Source organism: Companilactobacillus formosensis, assembly GCF_005405305.1.
Taxonomy (GTDB): Bacteria; Bacillota; Bacilli; order Lactobacillales; family Lactobacillaceae; genus Companilactobacillus; species Companilactobacillus formosensis.
Genome location: NZ_BJDU01000001.1, coordinates 317,634 through 338,868, shown reverse-complemented (window position 1 = coordinate 338,868; position 21,235 = coordinate 317,634). Strand labels below are relative to the sequence as shown.

23 protein-coding genes and 1 other annotated feature are annotated in these 21,235 nt (G+C 36.8%); of the genes, 4 read left to right on the top strand and 19 right to left on the bottom strand.

The features are described from left to right. Window positions 1-1,392, top strand: coding sequence for an MFS transporter (locus tag FFM65_RS01685; protein ID WP_119317341.1), 1,392 nt, complete (start codon window positions 1-3; stop codon window positions 1,390-1,392). Window positions 1,393-1,510: 118 nt separating this feature from the next. Further along, the gene (locus tag FFM65_RS01680; RefSeq protein ID WP_162897873.1) at window positions 1,511-2,269 is read left to right on the top strand and encodes a biotin--[acetyl-CoA-carboxylase] ligase; all 759 of its coding nucleotides are present in this window, start codon (window positions 1,511-1,513) and stop codon (window positions 2,267-2,269) included. A gap of 2 nt (window positions 2,270-2,271) precedes the next feature. Here the strand turns inward: FFM65_RS01680 and FFM65_RS01675 are convergent, their stop codons facing one another. The 10 genes from FFM65_RS01675 to FFM65_RS01630 form a co-directional block, all read right to left on the bottom strand. After that, window positions 2,272-3,501, bottom strand: a complete 1,230-nt coding sequence (locus FFM65_RS01675; RefSeq protein WP_119317339.1) for an NRAMP family divalent metal transporter — start codon at window positions 3,499-3,501, stop codon at window positions 2,272-2,274. Between the two features lie 25 nt (window positions 3,502-3,526). Next, window positions 3,527-4,276, bottom strand: a complete 750-nt coding sequence (locus FFM65_RS01670) for a LamB/YcsF family protein (protein WP_119317338.1) — start codon at window positions 4,274-4,276, stop codon at window positions 3,527-3,529. Window positions 4,277-4,300: 24 nt separating this feature from the next. Continuing rightward, window positions 4,301-5,608: an acetyl-CoA carboxylase biotin carboxylase subunit gene (locus tag FFM65_RS01665; RefSeq protein WP_119317337.1), complete on the bottom strand. Its 1,308-nt coding sequence runs from the start codon at window positions 5,606-5,608 to the stop codon at window positions 4,301-4,303. A gap of 10 nt (window positions 5,609-5,618) precedes the next feature. Beyond that, complete coding sequence (locus FFM65_RS01660) at window positions 5,619-6,017, bottom strand: acetyl-CoA carboxylase biotin carboxyl carrier protein (RefSeq protein ID WP_119317336.1); 399 nt, start codon at window positions 6,015-6,017, stop codon at window positions 5,619-5,621. Between the two features lie 14 nt (window positions 6,018-6,031). Beyond that, the gene (locus FFM65_RS01655; protein ID WP_119317335.1) at window positions 6,032-7,048 is read right to left on the bottom strand and encodes a 5-oxoprolinase subunit C family protein; all 1,017 of its coding nucleotides are present in this window, start codon (window positions 7,046-7,048) and stop codon (window positions 6,032-6,034) included. Beyond that, window positions 7,041-7,778: a 5-oxoprolinase subunit PxpB gene (gene pxpB, locus FFM65_RS01650; protein ID WP_307722441.1), complete on the bottom strand. Its 738-nt coding sequence runs from the start codon at window positions 7,776-7,778 to the stop codon at window positions 7,041-7,043. Before pxpB ends, FFM65_RS01655 begins: the two co-directional genes overlap by 8 nt. 84 nt (window positions 7,779-7,862) lie before the next feature. Further along, window positions 7,863-8,636: a tryptophan synthase subunit alpha gene (gene trpA / locus FFM65_RS01645; protein WP_119317334.1), complete on the bottom strand. Its 774-nt coding sequence runs from the start codon at window positions 8,634-8,636 to the stop codon at window positions 7,863-7,865. Next, complete coding sequence (trpB, locus tag FFM65_RS01640; RefSeq protein ID WP_119317333.1) at window positions 8,629-9,837, bottom strand: tryptophan synthase subunit beta; 1,209 nt, start codon at window positions 9,835-9,837, stop codon at window positions 8,629-8,631. Before trpB ends, trpA begins: the two co-directional genes overlap by 8 nt. Window positions 9,838-9,953: 116 nt before the next feature. Next, window positions 9,954-10,221 (bottom strand) — a binding site (T-box leader). A gap of 87 nt (window positions 10,222-10,308) precedes the next feature. Further along, on the bottom strand, window positions 10,309-10,806 hold the full coding sequence (locus FFM65_RS01635; protein WP_371851264.1) for a macro domain-containing protein: 498 nt from the start codon (window positions 10,804-10,806) through the stop codon (window positions 10,309-10,311). A 9-nt stretch (window positions 10,807-10,815) separates the two neighbouring features. Further along, window positions 10,816-11,637 (bottom strand): Cof-type HAD-IIB family hydrolase, encoded by an 822-nt coding sequence (locus tag FFM65_RS01630; RefSeq protein WP_119317331.1) that lies wholly within the window; start codon window positions 11,635-11,637, stop codon window positions 10,816-10,818. Between the two features lie 109 nt (window positions 11,638-11,746). Here FFM65_RS01630 and FFM65_RS01625 point away from each other — a divergent pair, with 109 nt between their 5' ends. After that, the gene (locus tag FFM65_RS01625) at window positions 11,747-12,850 is read left to right on the top strand and encodes a YdcF family protein (RefSeq protein ID WP_119317330.1); all 1,104 of its coding nucleotides are present in this window, start codon (window positions 11,747-11,749) and stop codon (window positions 12,848-12,850) included. A gap of 227 nt (window positions 12,851-13,077) precedes the next feature. Continuing rightward, on the top strand, window positions 13,078-15,570 hold the full coding sequence (locus tag FFM65_RS01620) for an SLAP domain-containing protein (protein ID WP_119317329.1): 2,493 nt from the start codon (window positions 13,078-13,080) through the stop codon (window positions 15,568-15,570). A gap of 54 nt (window positions 15,571-15,624) precedes the next feature. On the opposite strand, the gene FFM65_RS01615 is transcribed toward FFM65_RS01620, so the two are convergent. From FFM65_RS01615 to FFM65_RS01575, 9 genes are all read right to left on the bottom strand, one after another. Next, complete coding sequence (locus FFM65_RS01615) at window positions 15,625-16,086, bottom strand: DUF8821 family protein (protein ID WP_119317328.1); 462 nt, start codon at window positions 16,084-16,086, stop codon at window positions 15,625-15,627. A gap of 122 nt (window positions 16,087-16,208) precedes the next feature. Continuing rightward, complete coding sequence (locus tag FFM65_RS01610) at window positions 16,209-16,712, bottom strand: GNAT family N-acetyltransferase (protein WP_119317327.1); 504 nt, start codon at window positions 16,710-16,712, stop codon at window positions 16,209-16,211. Beyond that, the gene (locus tag FFM65_RS01605; protein ID WP_119317326.1) at window positions 16,709-16,954 is read right to left on the bottom strand and encodes a hypothetical protein; all 246 of its coding nucleotides are present in this window, start codon (window positions 16,952-16,954) and stop codon (window positions 16,709-16,711) included. Before FFM65_RS01605 ends, FFM65_RS01610 begins: the two co-directional genes overlap by 4 nt. Before the next feature lie 90 nt (window positions 16,955-17,044). Next, the gene (rpsI, locus tag FFM65_RS01600) at window positions 17,045-17,437 is read right to left on the bottom strand and encodes a 30S ribosomal protein S9 (RefSeq protein ID WP_010018559.1); all 393 of its coding nucleotides are present in this window, start codon (window positions 17,435-17,437) and stop codon (window positions 17,045-17,047) included. Window positions 17,438-17,450: 13 nt separating this feature from the next. After that, complete coding sequence (gene rplM, locus FFM65_RS01595; protein ID WP_119317325.1) at window positions 17,451-17,894, bottom strand: 50S ribosomal protein L13; 444 nt, start codon at window positions 17,892-17,894, stop codon at window positions 17,451-17,453. A 126-nt stretch (window positions 17,895-18,020) separates the two neighbouring features. Continuing rightward, window positions 18,021-18,767, bottom strand: a complete 747-nt coding sequence (gene truA, locus FFM65_RS01590; protein ID WP_119317324.1) for a tRNA pseudouridine(38-40) synthase TruA — start codon at window positions 18,765-18,767, stop codon at window positions 18,021-18,023. A gap of 3 nt (window positions 18,768-18,770) precedes the next feature. After that, the gene (locus FFM65_RS01585) at window positions 18,771-19,568 is read right to left on the bottom strand and encodes an energy-coupling factor transporter transmembrane component T family protein (RefSeq protein WP_119317323.1); all 798 of its coding nucleotides are present in this window, start codon (window positions 19,566-19,568) and stop codon (window positions 18,771-18,773) included. Continuing rightward, complete coding sequence (locus FFM65_RS01580; RefSeq protein ID WP_119317322.1) at window positions 19,569-20,420, bottom strand: energy-coupling factor transporter ATPase; 852 nt, start codon at window positions 20,418-20,420, stop codon at window positions 19,569-19,571. Further along, a complete protein-coding gene (locus FFM65_RS01575; RefSeq protein WP_119317321.1) occupies window positions 20,396-21,229 on the bottom strand; it encodes an energy-coupling factor ABC transporter ATP-binding protein in 834 nt (277 codons plus the stop codon). The genes FFM65_RS01580 and FFM65_RS01575 overlap by 25 nt, the downstream gene beginning before the upstream one ends. Window positions 21,230-21,235 lie beyond the last annotated feature (6 nt).

Genomic DNA, 21,235 nt, shown 5'->3' with positions numbered 1-21,235 from the left:
ATGAAAGAATCAATCGTTTCTGATCATCTTGAAGAAGATATTGATGATGCAAATTATCATCCAAATTTAACTGAAAAATTAGCTTTTGGAATGGGTGATTTTTGGACAAGTATCGTCTACACCGCATTCTCATCTTATCTAACTATGTTTTATACTGATGTGGTTGGTATTGCTGCCGCTACCGTTGCTTGGCTATTACTAGTTGTAAGATTAATTATCGCCGTTTGGGATATCATTGTCGGCGTCGCAGTTGATAGAACTCATACTAAATACGGTAAAGCAAGACCTTGGGTTCTCTGGGGTGGAATTCTCTTTGGGCTTTCATTCATTTTCTTATTCATGAATCCTTTCCATTCAGCTCAAGCAGCTTTTACATATGCCTTTATTTCCTATTTTGTCGTTAACTTCTTTTACTCAGCCGTTAACATTCCCTATGGATCATTGAATTCATTAATTACTAACAACGCCGATGAAAGAACTACTTTAAATATCTTTAGAATGACCATTGCCAATGTTGGTGCGATTATCCTCTACATTATTGCTATGCCAATTATCAACATGTTCCCTGCTGATAGTGCAACCGGTTGGACCATTTTATTTGGCATCATTGGTATTTTGATTCCTTTCGGTTACTTGTTCACTTTTCTAAAAACTAAAGAACGTGTTAAACCATCTATTCAAGCTAGTGATACTAAAGAGCATGTTAGTATCAAACGACAATTCAATGCCTTGTTTAAGAATAAATATTGGTGGCTCACAACTGTTATGAGTTTAGTCAATTGGATCTATTCTGGTGTTGCTAATGGTTTGAATGCTTATATGGCCAAATACGTTCTTGGGAATGCTTCACTGCTTGCAATCCTTGGAATTGCAACTGTTTTACCTAATATCATCGGTATTCCTTTATCAGGACCAATTATTAAAAAATTTGGCAAAAGAAATGCTGCCATTATCGGTTTAATTCTCGTCTTCCCTGGTAGTTTATTAACTCTAGTCAATACACATAGTACATGGATTTTAATGACATCAATTATCATCAGAACCTTGGGAGTTGTTCCTTTGACAGCTGTACTTAATCCAATGTTGACTGATGTTATTGATTATGGTGAATGGAAATTTGGAATTCGTGCCGATGGTTTGATTTTCTCAGCCAACAGTTTCGGTATGAAAGTTGGTATGGGACTATCCAGTGCCATGGTTGCTTGGATTTTAGCATTTTCAAATTATAACGGAAAATTGCTACATCAAACAGCCGCCACTGTTTCATCACTAACCAACTCATTCGTTTGGTTACCAATGCTGGTTATTGCTATCATGATCGTTTTACTTTTCTTCTATGATCTTGATAAAAAACAACCACAAATCGTAGCTGAACTAAAAAATCTTAAATAAAAAATATATCCTCGCTAAATTGTATTAATAATGCAATCTAACGAGGATTTTTAATTTATCTAAGGGGTTGAAGTCCTTTTTTGTATAATAGTGTTAATTATTCACTTGGAGGTTCATCTTGTTACCCTTAAATAAAAATAGTATTTTATCCCACTTAAACTCTCCTGTTTCGATTCAAGTCTTCGATGAGATAGACTCGACTAATACTTTTTTGAAACAAAATTTTACAAATCTTTCGTCTGAACACCCTTCTCTAGTAGTGGCTAATTCCCAATCTGCTGGTTATGGAAAATTTAAAAGAAAATTTTTTTCTCCTAATTCTGGAGTTTATTTCAGTATTTTATTGCCACATCAATTAGTAAAAAATCCTAATTTACTAACTCTGGCAGCTGGGGTGGCCGTTTGTTCTGTTTTGAAAAAAATAATTCCTAATGGAGCTTTTTCTCTAAAATGGGTCAATGATATTTTGATAGATGATCTCAAATGCGGTGGCATTTTGGCAGAAAACATCTCTGATGATAATGGCAATTCAAATTATATCGTGGGTATTGGTGTCAATATTGACGTTAAGCAATTTCCAAATGAACTAATCGGCATCGCTAGCAACATCCCACAATCTCAAGAATTTGACCGTAATCTTTTTATAGCTGAGATAATTAATTTGTTTTTAGAACTATTATCAAATAATCAACAAATCATCCCCCAATTTCGTTTACTTTGTTCTACCTTTGGACATCGCGTTGAAGTAATTAACGGTAAACAAATAGTTGTTGGTCAGGCAGTCAACGTTGATGATTCAGGAGCTTTGATTGTCATTGACGACAAAAAAAATCACCACCTATTTAATAGTGGTGAAGTTTCTAAGATTAGTATTTAATTTTACAAAAGATTAAGAACGGCTTCAACACTAGCGTATAGCATGAAGACTACTACGAACCAACCCGTGATTGTCAAGAACCATGAATGATGATACTTACCAATGATGTCTTTTTTCTTAGCGGCAATCAATAAGATAGCTAAGGAAATCGGCAAGATGAAACCATTGATAGCTCCTACTACAACTAAGACTTTGGCAGGTTCACCGATGAAGTAAAAGACTACAGTTGAAAAAATAATGAAGCCCATCACTAAAAGTCGATTGTAACGAGCCATTTTTGCTTCTGATTTTTCTTTTCTAGCGTAATTTAAAAAGGAAATTGAAGTAAAAGTTGAACCTAAAGTAGATGTCATCCCGGCTGCAAATAACAAGAGTCCGAAAAATTTATAACCGAAGTTCCCTGCAGCATACTTAAAAATAGAAGCAGCAGGATTACTTGGATCCAGTTTATAGCCGACACTAACGACCGCCAAGCCAGCCAAGAATAGGAGAATACGAATCAAAGATGCAACACCGATACCTGTAATAGCACCTTCGTTAACGTATTTCAATTCCTTCTCGCCTTTCATTCCGCCTTCAATCAAACGATGACCTCCGGAGAAAGAAATATATCCTCCAACAGTTCCACCAATAATAGTAACGATTGAATAAAAGTTGATATTAGTTGGCATGAATGTATGTGTCACAGCTTGTTGATAAGGAACAGCCATAACGCAGATGATATAAATCAAGATACCGATTTTTACGACTGCCAATAACTGAACTGTTCGATCAACGACCGTCATGGCATTCTTAGCAACGAAGATAGCAATCGCAATACATGCCGCTATCACCGCACCATTTTCAGGAGAGATTCCAAACAAAACATTCAATCCTAAACCTGCTCCACCGATATTACCGATATTGAACAAAAGTCCCCCAACGGCAACCAAAAATGACAAAACATAGCCTAATCCTGGTAAGACTTCGTTAGCAATAACCTGAGCTCTCTTTCCACTGACGACGATGATTCGCCAAACATTCATTTGAACAATGAAGTCTACAACGATACACAGTAAAATTGCAAAACCAAAGTTCGCCCCCATTTCACCTGTAAAAGTCGCTGTTTGAGTTAAAAATCCTGGTCCCACAGCTGCCATCGCCATCAAGAAAGCTGCACCCATAGCTATGCTTCGTGGAGAACGAGTTGGAGTCATTTTTGGATCCACAAATTCTTTTTCTTTCTTATCCATAATCCTCTTTACCTTTTCCTATATTTTAGAAGGGAATAATTTCAATCCCAGCATCAATTAATGTGGCTCTCAATTCAGAAACGATATTTAAAGCCTGCTGGTTATCGCCATGGACACAGATTGAATCTGGCTTTAGAGATATTTTTGTTCCATCAACAGCAATTATTTCTTCATTCTCAATCATGGTTTTGACTCTTTTAGCCACTTCTTGAGGGTCTTTGATAACTGCATTTGGCAATGAGCGACTGACCAAAGTTCCATCAGCATTGTAATTGCGATCGCCAAAAGCTTCTTGAGCGTAAGGAATTCCCACTTCTTGAGCGGCTTTGATCAATTCGGAATTGGCTAAACCATAAATTGGCAAATTAGGATCAACTTGTTTGATTCCTTCACAGATGGCAACTGCTAAATCGTGATCCGTGGCAGCCATGTTGTAAAGAGCCCCGTGTGGTTTCACGTGCTGCAATTTCTTGTTAGACGTGAAGGCCATCAAAGCACCAACTTGATAGGTAATCATATTCTTCACTTCTGCTGGTTTCATTGCCATTTTGCGACGACCGAACCCTTGTAGATCGGGAAATCCGGGATGAGCACCCACGCCAATACCAGCTTCTTCTGCTAAAGCAACAGTTTTTGCCATTACATCTGGGTCTCCAGCGTGAAAACCACAGGCAATATTAACTGAACTAACTAATGGAATAATTTCAGAATCTCTTCCTAAACTGTATCTGCCAAAGCTTTCTCCTAAATCACTATTCAAATCAATTTTTGTCATGATGTCCCCCTATTTTTAAGTTGCTTAATTAGCTAAATTATCTAACCAACTAATATCGGTATGGTTAATTTTATAATCAGGCTCTTCAATTACTTGCATCAAAAAGTCTAGATTAGTCTGAACTCCATCAATAACTGTCTCTTCTAGAGCTTCTGACATTTGACGAATCGCTGTTTCACGGTCAGAAGCAAAACTAATAATTTTGGCAATCATTGAGTCATACTGTGATGGCACCTTATATCCCTGATACAAAGCACTATCCGTTCTGATTCCGTGACCGGCTGGCAAGTGCAGTGCTTCAATCTTACCGGCAGTTTTAGCATTGATTCGACATTCCAAAGCAAAGTTGTGTTCATGAATCTCCGCAAAAGGAATCGGTTCTCCTTGGGCAATTTTAATCTGTAGATCTATCAAATCGACATCACTAGTCAATTCCGTAATGGGATGCTCGACTTGAACTCGAGTATTCATTTCCATAAAGTAAAATTCTCCGGGACCATTGACTAAAAATTCCATTGTCCCTAATCCTTCAAAATCAATATCTTGAGTTGCTTTCACTGACACGTCATACATTTGTTGACGTGTTTTTTCGTCTAACGTACTAGCAGGTGCTTCTTCGATAACTTTTTGATGGCGTTGCTGCAAACTACAGTCTCTTTCTCCAATAGCAATTGCGTTACCAAACTGGTCAGCTGCAACTTGAACTTCAATATGACGTGGATGGGCTAAGAACTTTTCGAGGTACATGTGCGAATCTCCAAAAGATACTTTGGCTTCAGCCTGAGCTAAATCAAATTCTCTTTCTAAATCCTTTACATCTTCAACAACACGCATCCCTTTGCCACCACCACCGGCACTAGCTTTGAGCATGACTGGATAGCCAATTTTTTCGGCAGCATTTTTGGCATCATCAAGGTCTAAAAAATCACTTTCTGAACCAGCTATAACGGGAACTCCAGCTTGAATCATCGTTTCACGAGCGGTCGATTTTTCACCCATCGTTGCAATAACTTCCGAACTTGGACCAATAAACTTAATACCTTGTTCTTCACACAATTTGGCAAAATCAGCATTCTCTGACAAGAAGCCATATCCAGGATGAATCGCATCAGCCTGAGTAATTTCAGCCGCAGCAATGATGCTTTTCTGATTCAAGTAACTATCTTCTGGATTCGGTCCTCCGATACAAACTGCTTCATCAGCCATAGCAACGTGCATCGCATCTTTATCAGCTGTCGAATAAACAGCCACGCTGAGAATATCCAAAATTTTGCAGGCGCGAATAATTCTTACGGCAATTTCACCGCGATTAGCAATCAATATTTTTTTCATTCGAACCACCTCATTTCAACATGAACAGTGGTTGGTCATATTCAACTTGATCACCGTTTGATACGAGAATTTTATCAACGACACCATCTTTATCTGCTTTTACTTCATTCATCATTTTCATAGCTTCAATAATTGCGATTGACTGACCTTTTGTTACTTTGTCACCTAGTTTCACTAAAGGAGCCTTATCAGGCTGTTTGGATGAATAAAATGTCCCCACGAATGGTGCTGTGATAGTTTTTTCCTCTGATGTTGGTTCAGAACTTGTCATCTGTTGTGGAGCAACATTTTCAGAGTTAGTAATGTTTCGTTCTAAAACGATATGACCTTCTTTGTCATCAATTTCTAAATGACTCAAACCTGCTTCATTCATCAATTCAATCATTTTTTGAACTTTATCTAATTCCATTTCATTCATCCTCCCTATTTGTTAGCCTGAATCAAGCGACTAATCTTGATGGCATTTCGTCTAATTGGTCCAATCGGTTCGATGTAGCGTCCGGCATACCATTTTTCAAAAGTATCGTTAATAACTTTTTGCTGCTGAACTAATTTTTCAACTGCTGTATCTATATCCGTCAAAACAAATTTGAATTGCTGACCTTGTTTCATCTGGACAAATCTATTCAAATCAGCACGAATAATCGTTCCAATCACCGGATAACCACCAGTCGTCTGACGGTCGGCCAATAGAGCAATCGGACTACCATCACGAGTAATCTGAATATTGCCCAAAACTGTTCCCTCTGACAGCAAGCTCTTTTTAGGAACTTCTAATTTAGGACCATTGAGGCGATAACCCATTCGATCCATCTGTTCTGATATTTGATAGATTTCACTTTGGAACTGTTCTTGAGCTTTTCGCGAAAACATCTCCCAATGCGGTCCTTTGACGAAATGAATCTCAGTAACTTTTTTTGATTTAATTACGATTTTTCGAGAACTTAAACTAGGCATCACTACGCTATCTCGAATCGGTATCGTATCACCAGTTTCTAACGCTCGTCCATCAAGTCCACCCATTTTTGTTCGTAAAGTTGTTGAGCGACTATCCAAAACTGGTTGAGTAATAACACCACCGTTTGAAAAAGCTAAGTAGCCGTAATTACCTTCAATCACTGGACCGATTTTTAAAATTGAACCATCAGCCACTTCTATTACTTCATTTTGCAATATCGGTTGACCGTTCAAAGTAGCATTGACTTTGCCACCAGTTAAAGCGATAAAGGAATCGCAAGCAAATCGTAAAGTCGGACCGGTTGAGACAAACTCCAAGGAAGCTGAATTGCGATGATTATTGACTAGCAAATTAGCCAATTTATAACTAAACCTGTCCATTGCACCAGATTCAGGAAAACCTTCAATTTGATGATTAGGACGTCCCAAATCTTGAACAGTAGTCGACAACCCTGGTTGAATAACACGAACAAAATTAGCCATTATCAATGTCTCCTTCCTTAATCACCTTTAATGAATACTTACCGGCAGCATCCAACTGCTTGATTCTCTGATATTCTTTTTCATCGATGGGAACGAAACGAATATAATCGCCAGATCGATATTTTAATTGTGGTCGGGCTGGATCATACAGTTTAACTGGAGTCCGCCCTAATATACGCCATCCACCAGGAGATTCGACTGGATACATTCCTGTCTGGGCTCCTGCAATACCGACGCTACCCGGAGCAATACTTTTACGAGGAATCTCAAGTCTTGGCATAGCAATTTCTTCAGGAACTGAACCCATGTATGCGAATCCTGGCAAAAAGCCCATCATATAAATGAAATAATCCGTCCCTGAATGCAGTTTAATCAATTCCTCAACACTGATAGAAGCAAACTTAGCCACATCTTCTAAGTCTGGACCATATTTTGGACTATAAAAAACAGGCAGTTCAATAATTGACCTGCCCGTTTTTGTTAGTTCACTATAATTTACAATGATTTCATCAATTTGATTAACTAATTCTTTAAAAGAAGTTAAGTCAAAATCAAAATTGACGGTTAACGTATGATATGCAGGTATGACACCCGTAACCCCAACCGCCTTTTGTTCGATTAGTTCACGAGCTATATTTTGGATTAGTTTATTTTCTTCAACGTTGATCTGTTCGGGAAACTCGACTTCCAAAGACTGCTCGTTTACTTGAAAATAACTGTAATCCATCATAAATACCCTCCATAAATTAGAAATAAATTAAATTAATTGTAATATTGTTTCTTGAATGAATCAATAAGTATTTTTTTCTTTTTATTAAAATAAGTTTTCTCTGATTGATTGCGTGTATTGTACCAGCTGGTTTTGCACGTCAATTCCACCTTCAGAAATAATTTTGACTACCGCACTGCCAATAATAATTCCATCAGCAATTTCAGATAGTTTGCGTGCCTGTTCTGGCGAGTGGATTCCAAAACCAATTGCGGCCGGCACATCAGTCATTTGGCGAATCCTAGCAATAGTCTCTGATAAATTTTGAATAGCAATTTCATCCCTAATTCCAGTTACACCAAGGGATGACACCACATAGATAAATCCAGTAGCATTGCGAGCTATTTTTTCGATTCTGTCAGCTGAAGTTGGAGCAATCAAAGGAATCAGGGCAATGTCATATTCATCAGCATAGGGTTTGATTTCGGCTTGTTCTTCCAAAGGTAAATCGGGAATAACTAAACCAGAAATATATAGTTCTTGGCATCTTCGACAAAATTTGTCATAGCCATACTTAAACGGAATATTGGCGTAAGTTAGAAAAACTAGCGGTACCGAACTAGATTCCCTAACTTTTTCAACAATTTCAAAAACAGTATCTGTGTTAACGCCAGCACTAAAGGCTCTTAAATCTGCCGCTTGAATCACTGGCCCGTCAGCCACTGGATCAGAAAATGGAATTCCCAATTCCACAATATCAGCCCCATTTTTGGATAACGTTAAAATACTTTCAACAGTCGTGTCAAAATTTGGATCATCAGCCACAACGAATGGAATGAAAGCTTTTTTATTTTGGAATACTTCAGTTAAATTAGTCATCGATATTTACCCCTCTATACTTAGCAATTGATGAAACATCTTTATCTCCACGTCCAGAAACTGTACAAATAATGATTTGGTCTTTAGACATTTTCGGAGCAATTTTTTGAACGTAAGCTAAAGCGTGGCAACTTTCAATTGCTGCAATGATGCCTTCAGTTTTGGCAATGTATTCAAAAGCATTGACTGCTTCATCGTCTGTAATTCCAACGTATTGAGCGCGTTTTAGTTCTGCTAAACGGGCATGTTCTGGCCCAACACCTGGATAATCAAGTCCCGCTGAAATGGAATAAACTTTATCAATTTGGCCGTCGTCATTTTGTAAGAAGAGCGACTTCATCCCGTGAAAAATTCCAACTGATCCACGTTCAATCGTTGCAGCGGTTTGGTCAGTATCGATGCCTTTTCCTGCTGCTTCACAACCAATTAATTGAACATCTTTATCATCAATATAATCGGCAAAACTACCGATAGCATTACTACCGCCACCGACACAAGCAACGACCATGTCTGGTAACTTACCTTCTGCTTCTAAAATTTGTTGCTTTGATTCTTTACTGATGACACTTTGAAAATCGTGTACCATTTCAGGGAACGGATAAGGTCCAACGGCTGACCCTAAAATGTAAAAGGTATCATCAACTCGACTAGCCCACTCTTGCATTGTGGCATTGACGGCATCCTTTAAGACCATCGAACCACTAGTAACCGCGTGAACTTTGGCACCGAGTAATTGCATTCGATAAACGTTCAATTTTTGTCTTTCGGTATCTTTTTTTCCCATGAAAATTTCACATTCCATCCCGAACAATGCTGCAATTGTAGCCGTAGCGACACCATGTTGACCGGCTCCAGTTTCAGCAATCAAACGTGTTTTGCCCATTCTCTTGGCAATTAAAGCTTGTCCGATAACGTTGTTGATTTTGTGAGCTCCAGTATGATTCAAGTCTTCACGTTTCAAATAAATTTTTGCTCCACCGAGGTCTTTAGTCATCTTCTCTGCGTAATATAGTAATGATGGTCGGTTAGCATAATTGTTTAATAAATCATGAAATTCTGCCAAAAATTCTGGATCATCTTTGTAACGATTATAAGCTTTAGAAACAGCATTGATCTCATTGACTAAAGTTTCAGGAATGTACTGGCCACCGAATTGACCGTATTTTCTAATATCAGTTGTATCTTTTTGCATTTCTTTCATTTTCGAAATCCTCCAAATTAATAGTTTGTTAGTTAATTTGAAGTTTGCCATCGTCTATTATTTTTCATAAAAAAGCCTCCTTGAGAATAAAAAAAATCCGTCCATAAACAATTAAGTTTAAGGACGGATTACCCGCGGTGCCACCTTATTTTAATGGAGAAAAATAGAGTATACCAAAAAATATACTCAAATTCTTCATCCATTACTCTTAGCGAAGGACCAACATCCTCCCGACAACTTACGTATGCCTGACGTCTTCCCGTACTATAATTTCGGGGAAACCCTCGATGGTCCATTTAATTATCTGCGTTCGACTGCCATTCTCAGCACCGGCAATTCTCTGGGCGTGCACAATAATCTTGATCTCCATCTCATCGGTTTATGGACGAATTAATTTGTTGTTATGAGATTAATTCTTAATCTTACTTTTGTCAATAGTTAAATTTGAATTTATTTAATTTTATTAAAAAATTACAAACATTTCTTAGCGATTTCTTCAGTCGATTCATCGAAAGCTACAAAGTAAATACGTGCTTCCAAATCGAACTTCTTTACCGTTTCTACAGCAATTTTAACGGCATCTTCTAATGGATAACCGTAAACACCAGTGCTCAAAAAGGGAATTGCTAAAGAATTGACTTCTAGTTTTTGAGCAAGTTTCATAACTGATTGGTAAGCATTGCTTAATAATTCTTCTTCACCATGTTCACCGTCTTGATATCTAGGTCCAACGGCGTGAATGACATAATCAGCGTTCAAATCAAATGCTGACGTATAAACAGCGGTTCCTGTCGGCGTACCACCGAACTTCAACATGGCTCGACCAAGATCTGGACCGGCTTTTTTATTAATAGCTCCATCAACGCCGCCACCTGGCACTAAAGCTGAATTGGCCGCATTAACAATCGCATCCACATGAAATGGTAAATAGGCGATATCACCTTTAATAACTGAAATTTTTTCCATCATACTAACCCCCTAGAGAGCGTATTTTTCAATAGCTTTTGAGACTCCGTTTCGATTATTAGTCTCCGTTACCACATTAGCACATTTTTTAACTTCAACTGGAGCATTTTGCATTGCAACGCCTAACCCAGCCATTTTCAACATTGGTACATCATTGAAATTATCGCCCAAAGTCATCGTATTTTCTAAATCCAAATTGTACGTTTTAGCTAATTCGCGTAGGGCTTTTTCCTTAGAAACATTACTATTAGTAATCTCTAAATAATTAGGTTTTGACAAGTAAAACGAACTATCTGAGAAATTCAACTGCTTAAAATAATTTAAAGCTTTTTGAATCTGTTCAGTTTCACCAATCAACAATAATTTGTGAATTGGTATAGTATGTTCTGCTATCAATGCAGGCAAATCTTTTACGATTGGATTCATTTTGGTAATATCAGCTTCCATTTGAACCCATTTGTCCACATCCTTGACATACCAGTCAGATCCCGAATACAAATTAATAGAGATTTCTGGGAATTTTTGGTCAAGAATTGTAAACATCTTTTCCACTTCGGCAACGTTTAATTCATGGCTCAAGATAGTGGCATAGTTTTTGTCTTGTAAGTCTTTAACCACTAAAGCTCCGTTATAACAAGCAATCGGATTATCCAAAACATCTAGCTCTGAAGCAATTTGTTTCATCCCTTCAGGAGATCTAGCCGAAGCTAAAACAAAAGGTACATCTTTTTGACGCAATTTCTTAATAGCAGCTTTTAAACCAGTATCGATTACATTTTCATCATTCAAAATCGTTCCGTCAATATCACTCAAAATTAGTTTAATTTCACTCATCTAAAACCCTCCTCTATTTCCATTATGACATGAACAATGAGGCGTTGCTAATAACGTTTCAGAAATTATCCAATATGCTAAAATTAGAATGATTATAGGAGGGCGGATTATGAACGGACTCGTTTCATACATGAATGAACTCCAGAGGATATCAGTTTATTGGGGGATTATCACGTTAATTCTTTTTGGTATTTTCTTGGGATTATGGCTTTATGAACCACGCCGATTAATAAATGGAATCACTTTTACAATTTTCTTTTTTAGTTTTTTAGCAGAACTAGCGGTTCTAATTTTTAGCACTGCTAATTTAATTTTTATTACCACGATGGGAATTATTTTTTTAATCATCTTAGGTATAATCGTAGTTACTCTGGGTATGATGTGGCTGCTCCTCTTGTGGAATGCGTTTATCGTTTGGAAAAGAGAAAGTCACACCTTATCCAACATGCTGACATTACTGTTAGCAATATTTTTGATTATTCTATGGTTTGCTAACTTATTCATGGCTGGACATTCCAAGTTTTTACCCGATTGGTTCAATACTTTAATTGCAGGACTACCTGTCATTGGTACTTACTTAATAATTTGTTCTTACAATTTCTTAGTAAATGTTCTGCTTTATCAATTCTTGCCACGACGTTACAAAGCTAATTACTTAATTGTCCTTGGAGCCGGCTTGATCAACGGAGACCAAGTTTCAACATTACTAGGCAATCGTATCAAAGCCGCTATCAAATTTGCTCAAAAGCAAATCAGCAAAGGTCGTCCTGCACCCAAGATCGTCTTTTCTGGTGGTCAAGGTCCCGACGAAAAATTGTCTGAAGCTCAAGCAATGGCCGATTTTGCGATTGCTCAAGGTTGGGACAAAGACTTAGTTCTTCTAGAAGATAAGTCACGTAATATTTTGCAAAATATGCAATATTCTAAGGAACTGATTCAAAAAGATTTTGGCAGCAACAAAGCTTATATCAAATTTTTCAGCAACAATTATCACATCTTTCGAGCTGGAATTTATGCCAAAATGGCACATTTAGCTGCCAATGGAATCGGTGCACCAACTCGATTTTACTTTTTGCCCAATGCTTTAATTCGAGAATTTGCGGCCATTTTCTTGATGAACAAAAAACGTCATTTCATCGTAATTGGACTAATCGTACTCATCACCTTGTTGATGGTCGGAATTACTATTTACACAGATATTGCAACTAAATAATATGAATTATTTTTAAACAAAAAGACATTAATTTTAATGTCTTTTTATATTACCTTCATGTTTACATTTAGTATAAGTATTAATTTAAGAATGCAAGAGACAGTAAGCGTTTTTAACATCCTATTATTTTTTTAATATACATTGCTCCCCTTTTATTGGAAAGATTCCTGAATACTTTCTAACATTATTTATGAGAAATAAGGGAATTAAGAAAAGAGTAATGATATATGTTAACAAATAAAAAAAGTATTTATTTAGGAGCAACAATTTTTTCAGCAATGATATTAACGATTCTATCTGGACAAACCGTTAAAGCAGATGCAACCAATCCAGTGAATCAATCTGCTACGGTAACCAACGTCTCAAAAAATGAAGCAACATCCGGTACAACTAATAGTCAATTAGCAACAGCTACTAATCAAAAGACTTCGACGGAAAATGAACCTGTAACTAATAATCAATCTGCCACAACTATCAATAATGATTCTAATAATACAGCTGCCGCTCCGGTCAAAAATACCGACGATAATACAGACGCGAATACAAATCCAACAATAACTTCTACCGATAACAATGAAACAAATCCATCAATCACTGATAACAGCAACTCATCTGATTCAACGAGTACGGCTCCAACATCTAATACGGATACTTCTACACAAACGGATTCTAGTGAAAATCCAATTAGAGTAACATATCCCACAACTCCTTTATATTCATATACGGTAGAAAATACCCCACCTAGCAATGAATCTTATATTTATAATGGCCTTGCCCAAGATGGTCAACCTAATATTGCCATGCCTTCAACTACGATAGTTAGTCAAACCAATATTACTAATGATACTCAATCATATGCTTTACCAAATAATTTAACTGATGATACCGTAGTAAATTTTAGTGATCCCAATTTAGCCGCCTTAGTCAAAACTAGTTTAGGAATAAAAACAAGCGATAATATTACTGTCGGTGACATTAAAAATTACAAATCAAATTCAATACTTACTATTTCAGGAGATCTACCTAATCAAGTAGAATTACCTCAAGCCATTGAAAGTTTAGATGGCATGCAATATTTAAATTTGTTGCCTAGCAGTGATGCTGTTGATTTATCAGTGACATTAGCTTCAGATAAAAAAGCTAATCCAAGTTTGGTCCCACTAGACGGTCTAAAATTTTCTAGTTTAACTTTAGACGGTAATTATAGTGATCCATCTAGAAAAGAAATCAATGTTAGTCAAATACCTGATCTTACTATTTTGCCAGCATTCATAAATGACTCTACATTAAATCTAGATATAACTAATAAATTCTCATTTGATGGCGACGAAACTTTTAACGGTTTTACTAATGACGATGTAAAGGAAATCGCCCCATGGCTAACTAAATATGCTAACTTAGGTATGACAGGAGACGTATATTTTTTTAATTCTACTGTTAGTGACTTTTCATCATTAAAAAATATGAAGCTTTTCCAAGGTCTCTTTAATAATGGTTATTTAATTGCTTGGACAAATAGTTGGAATTATAATCCTAAAACTATTTATGGCGTTATTGGTCAACCACTCATATTTAAAGCTGATCCTTTTTATGACAACTCTGGTAACTTATTTGATAATCCTAAAAATGTTTATCGAAATTACGGTACTCTATATAATTTTACTGTTAATGACAAGAATGATACTACTGATTTGAAATACTTGGGTAATGAATATTATGAAATCCAACATCCTGATGGCGATTCAAAAATGCTGGTTTATGGTAATAGTAGCTTAGGTTCTATCGAGCCAAAGGAAGGTAATCCATTTTTTGGAAATGTTATGCATGATCAACCGATAATTTGGCAAGATCATCCTAATGTTACTATCGAATATGTTGATCAAAATGGCAATCCAATCATGTCAAATGATGTTCCTTTGACTAAAACAGTCAATGGCAATTTGATTGGTGATAGTTTTGATTTAACTAAAGAAGCTAGTCTAAATGGCTATACTTTATTGAGTCCAACAACTAGTTTGCAAGGCAAATATGAACAAGCACCACAAGTTATCAAATTAAGCTATAAGGAAAATCCGCTACCCGTTAGTGCAAACGATGATGAAAACACGCCAACAGTAAATACACTAGCCACACCAATTACTATTATTCCAAAAGTCGTCGGTACAGTTTCATTGCATGACTTAACTGGTGCTGAAACTGGTAAAGATCTTGTGGTAAATGGCAGTGAAATCACAATCTCAGCAACTGCGATGATCAACGGTCAAGAATATTACCAAATCGGTAACAAATGGGTTTCTGCTGATGATTTTGATATTGTAGAAACTGATGAATTAGGCTACGTCAGAATCTATAATGAAGTAGCTAGTCTAATAAATAGCAATGGTCAATTGTTAACCAGAGAATTGGGGCCAAATACTGGTTGGAAATTCAACAGAATCGTTTCAATCGACGATAACGATTTTTATCAAGTAGCAACTAATGAATTCGTTTCAGTCGATAGCGGTGTTCCGTATATTCCAATTAATACTAAAACGGACGTTAACCTTACAAAAACCGCTGAACTTTACGATTCACAAGGACCCGATCTAGATAAAAGTTTACCAACTAAAACTAGCTGGAGAACTGATAGTTATGCCAAAATTAACGGAGTTAAGATGTATCGTGTCGCTACCGATGAATGGATTCCAGCTGATACTTTAGATGTGGTACAAGCTAAGTAAAAAAGATATCACTAAGATGCAGCAATCTTGTTGCCGTCCTAGTGATATCTTTTTTTAATAATTACGTTGCAAAATAAAATATGCACTTCTAATTTTATCCGCCGCTTGTGATCTTTGATGAACAAATTTAAACTTCTTATTCAATTCAGCTGGTACGTCAATTCCATGTGCTAATTTAAAACTGACCGAATGACGACCATTTTTATCAAGACTATAAATAACGCTAACTTCTAGCCCATTATCGTAATAAACTTGTGACCAGCGAACATTGTTGGCAGCAAAGTCACTGACTTCCAGAGCTTTATAAGGCAAATCTAAATCTCGCTCCTTCAAAATTGCTTCAATCCGATTCAAAATCTCCGGTACTTCATCGGCTGGCATAGTAACTAGTTCATGTTGATATTTATTCCAAAAAAACTGGGCCTCATTAGCTCGTAATTTAGCTAAATCTTTGGCAACTGGGGAATCCTCCAGACCCGTTGTTTCAATATTTTCAAAATTTACTTTATATGACATTTTAGACCTCTTAAATTCTTTGTATACATAATGACAATTAATATTATAACTTCAACTACTACTTGGCGTTTAGATTTTATACTTTCTTAATATTAAGTCTTGTTTACAAAGATTTTAAATGTCTATAACTTTTTTTCCACAACTACAACAGTATAGCCAGGTACATTAAGTTCTTGCCCAGTCTTTTGATAGCCATTCTTCAAAAGGAATTTCTCACTTTTGGCATTTCCTTTAGCAAAAGCTAATTCTACCTTCGACAAACCTTGTTTCGTTAATTCATTCTCAATTCCAACAAATATTTTGGAGCCAATCCCATTGCCCTGCAAAGCAGCATCGACCATGAAAAAGCCAATCCAAGCAGTTTTTTCATCGGGATAACCACTGATCAAATCTAAAACAGCGACTAATTTATCTTCCTCATAAAAACCAACATAATACTTATCATCCATTGTTTTATCGGCAGGAACAACTTTAATATCTTCCAAAATAGTATGACGATTAGGACGTGGTGGACAAAAATTATAATAACTATCATTGCTCAAGACTAACTTCAAAACATGATCAGCATCTTGAGGTTTTAGTCTCCTTACTTGATAACTTGTGGATAACTTTGTCAAATCTATCATTTTTTCTCCTCTTTTATCCTCTTTAAGACTAAAATGGCTTCTTTGGTGTTCAAGAAGTACTTATCGCGCATCAATTTTAACACTATTTTCGAATCGTTGTGATTGCGAACTATCTCCTTGATCTCATTAATAATTTCTGGAGTATCAAGAATTGATTGAACTTTTTGCTTACTGCGTTTGCTGTAATGAAAATACAAATATAGATTGACGATAATAATCAGTACTAGTAATAACCAGAACATCGATATCCTCCAATTTTTTCTTAATTATAACAAAAAAACATCCCTCGCATTGAGAGATGTTTTTGAACCAAAACTGGAAATAAATAAATATTAACGTTTTGAGAATTGTGAAGCCTTACGGGCTTTCTTAAGACCTGGTTTCTTACGTTCCTTCATACGAGGGTCACGTGTTAAGAAGCCGGCTGACTTAAGTGATGGTCTGAAATCAGGATCAACATCAAGTAGGGCTCTTGCGATACCATGTCTAATTGCTCCAGCTTGTCCTGAGAAGCCTCCACCGTTAACGTTAGCAATAACGTCATAGCTGTCTGCTGTTTCAGTAACATCTAGAGGTTGTTTCATATCAGCAATCAAATTGTCAAAAGGAATGTAATCTTTGACATCACGTTTGTTGATAGTAATTTTTCCGTTTCCGGGTACTAGGCGTACACGAGCAACTGAGTCCTTGCGACGACCTGTTCCGGCGTATGATACTTGTGCCAAATTCTTTTCCTCCTTAAATTAGTTTGTTGATATCCAACATTTCTGGATTTTGTGCTTGATGGCCATGTTCTGAACCTGCATAAACATGCAACTTCTTAATTTCTTGACGACCAAGAGTGTTCTTAGGTAACATACCGCGAATTGAGTCTTCAACAAAGCGTTCTGGCTTTGTAGCTCTCTTTTCACCGGCACTAATACTCTTCAACCCACCTGGGTGATCTGAGTGAGAATAATAAATCTTATTCTTAGCTTTCTTACCTGTTAATTTAACTTTATCTGCATTGATGATAATAACATTATCACCAGTATCAACGTTAGGTGTGTAAGTTGGTTTGTTCTTACCTCTAAGAATAGAAGCAACAACAGATGAAAGTCTACCTAAGACAACATCTTCACCGTCGATTACATACCATTTACGTTCAACTTCACTTGCTTTTGCTAATGGTGTTGTACGCACTTTAATTTCCTCCAGTTTCTACGTCTGTTTGACAACTCAATAAGTTTCCGGGGCTTATCGTGGGGCAAACAATACCAGTTACAATAATACTGTGATTTTCATTGTAAGTCAATAATTATCCACAGATTAATCGTAAAAAACTTCTTTTAAATATAGCCCACTAGCAGGTGCTGTTCCTCGTGCTTCTTGACGGTCTTTCACTTCAAATAATCTCAAGAAATCGTGTACATCCCTGCGCCCATTACCAATCTCTAACAGAGTAGCAACTAAGATTCTAACCATATTATATAGGAAGCCATTGCCTGTAAATTCGAAAACTAATTCGTCATTGTTCTTATTATACACGCATGTCGCCGAATAGATAGTCCTAACTTTATTTTCGATCACGCCACCTGATGCAGCGAAACTTGTAAAGTCATGCTCCCCTTCTAAATCCTTGAGGGCTGTCTGAATTTTATCCACAGAGACTTGATAAGGATAGTGGCCTGTGTAAAACCGCTTGAACGGATCAGTATAATATCCACAATCAACACGATATTGATAAGTTTTTCTCTTAACTCCAAAGCGAGCATGAAAATTTTCATCGACTATTTCTGAATCCTTTACCAAAACATCCAGTGGCATCAAAGAATTAATAGCTTTTAGCATGTTCGATGCTGGCATTTGTCCTGGATAATCGAAATGGATCACTTGACCAAAAGCGTGGACTCCAGCATCCGTTCTACCAGACCCCATGACATCAATGTGTTGACCCTTAGTCATTTTAGTCAGAGCTTTTTCTAAAACTCCTTGAACTGTCCGTAAATCATTTTGACGTTGAAAGCCATGAAATTTAGTTCCATCGTAGGCTATCGTCAATTTATATCTCGTCATAAATTAATAACTCCGTAATAATAATAAAATAATCGTCAAACCTAGCATAAATAAAATCGTCAAAGTATCACGCTTTTCCCATTTCAAAACTCGATACTTGCTTCGACCTTCTCCATCCTTGTAACCACGAGATTCCATGGCAATAGCCAAATCGTAAGCAATTGAAAAGCTGCTGACGAACAATGGAATCAAAATCGGTACAAATGACTTGATTCGTTTGATCAATCCACCTTCACCAAAGTCGACCCCACGAGCACGCTGAGCATCCATGATCTTGGTTGTTTCATCAACTAGTAACGGCACGAATCTTAATGCAATCGACAACATTAAAGCTACTTGGGTCACTGGAAAATTAACTTTTTTCAATGGCTTAAGAATGCTCTCGATTGAATCGGAAATTTCAATAGGCGTCGTCGTCAGCGTCAATAAAGTCGAAATAAAAATAATCAACACGAACCGCATAAAAATGTATCCGGCAATCACTAACCCCTCTTTAGAGAACGTAAATATACCCCAATGCCAAATTGGATGACTACTAGGCGTAAACAGCAATTGCAAGGCGACCGTGAATAAAATCAACCAAAAGACTGGCTTTAATCCTTTAATAAAAAAGCCAAAATTGATTTTTGACAAGTAAACAGCAAAAACCACAAATGCCAGTAAAAAAGCATAAGATGCAACGTTGTTAGCCAAAAAGACTATCCCCACAAAATAAAACGTTAATAAGAATTTACCTCGAGGATCTAAATGGTACAACAGCGAATCCCCAGGCAAATACCTTCCCAAAATTATCTTATCCATTTAATCACCTAACTGTTGTTTAATTTCTGTTCCTAAGGCTTCGATCGTAATCGGCAATTTGTCGAAGTGAAAGCCTTGACTGCTCAATTCTTTGGCAAATTCAGCGCTTTTAGGCAGTGACAACAGGTCCTCTTTTAATAAATCTTTTCGATTGAATACATCTTCTGGCAAACCAGTTGCAATTAGTTTTCCACTGTGGATAATTGCCATCTCATCGGCAAAATTAGCCACGTCATCCATATTATGCGTAATCAGGATAATTGTCTTACCTTTTAACTGTAAATCCTTGAATAAGTCCATAATTTCAGCACGACCTACTGGATCCAAGCCAGCTGTTGGTTCATCCAAAATAATTGTTTCAGGATCACTAGCTAGAACTCCAGCAATCGCCACACGACGCATTTGACCACCAGACAAATCAAAAGGTGACTTTTGCAAGTAGGATTCATCGAGTCCGACTAACTTGATCATCTTTTCAGCTGCCTCTTTAGCAGCTTCCGCACTGGCTCCAAAATTCATCGGACCAAACATAATATCCTTTTGAACTGTATCTTCAAATAATTGACTTTCGGGAAACTGAAAAACCATACCAATATTTTTACGTAATGACTTCAAATTTTTATTATTAGTCTCTGAAGTTATTTTACGATCTCCAACCAAAATTGTACCTGACGTTGGTTTGAGTAAAGCATTAATGTGACGAACTAAAGTCGATTTACCACTACCAGTTTGCCCAACGATAGCTGTAAATTTCTTGTCCTTGATCGTCATAGAAACATCATCTAAACCAAGATTTGCTGTAGGACTATTTACGTTATAAGAATGCGTTACATGTTCGAATGTAATTTCCATAGTTGTTCCTTCAACTCCTCTTCGCTTAAATAACCTTCAGGCAACTTTACACTGTCCCTTAGTGTTTGTACTAATTGACTTGAAAATGGCTCCTCAAGTCCAAATTTAGTCAAATTAGGGCCAATATCATAAATAGATGCTGGTGCCCCTTCTTGAACAATTTTTCCATCGTTGATAACCACGATTCTTTGTGACAATTCAGTCTCTTCAATATCATGCGTAATAGAAATAATCGTCAAATCTTGCTCTCGACGTAATTTTTGAACTAAGTTAAGAACTGTTTTTCTACCATCAGGATCCAACATACTAGTAGACTCATCCATAATGACGATCTGTGGTTTAGTCGCTAATACTCCCGCAATGGCAACACGCTGCTTTTGACCACCAGATAATGACTGTGGATCACGTGTTTTGAAATCTGACATCTTAACTAGCTCTAATGCTCGATCGATTTCTTTAACCATTTGTTCTCGAGGCATGCCTTGATTTTCAAGTCCAAAGGCTACATCATCTTCCACCGTTGCTCCAACGAATTGATGATCAGGATTTTGGAATATGATTCCAATTTTAGTTCTGGCATCCCAAATATTCTCTTCATTGATAATTTCCCCATCGACAGCAATCGTTCCGGAATCTGCTTCAATCAAGCCATCAATCAATTTGGTCAAAGTTGACTTACCACTCCCATTTTTCCCCACAATTGAGAGCCATTCATTCTTGTAAATATCTAATGACAAATCATTGATAGCCGGTACTTTTGAATCGGGGTAAGTATACGTTAAATTCTTTATTGATATGATTTTTTCCACAGCGTT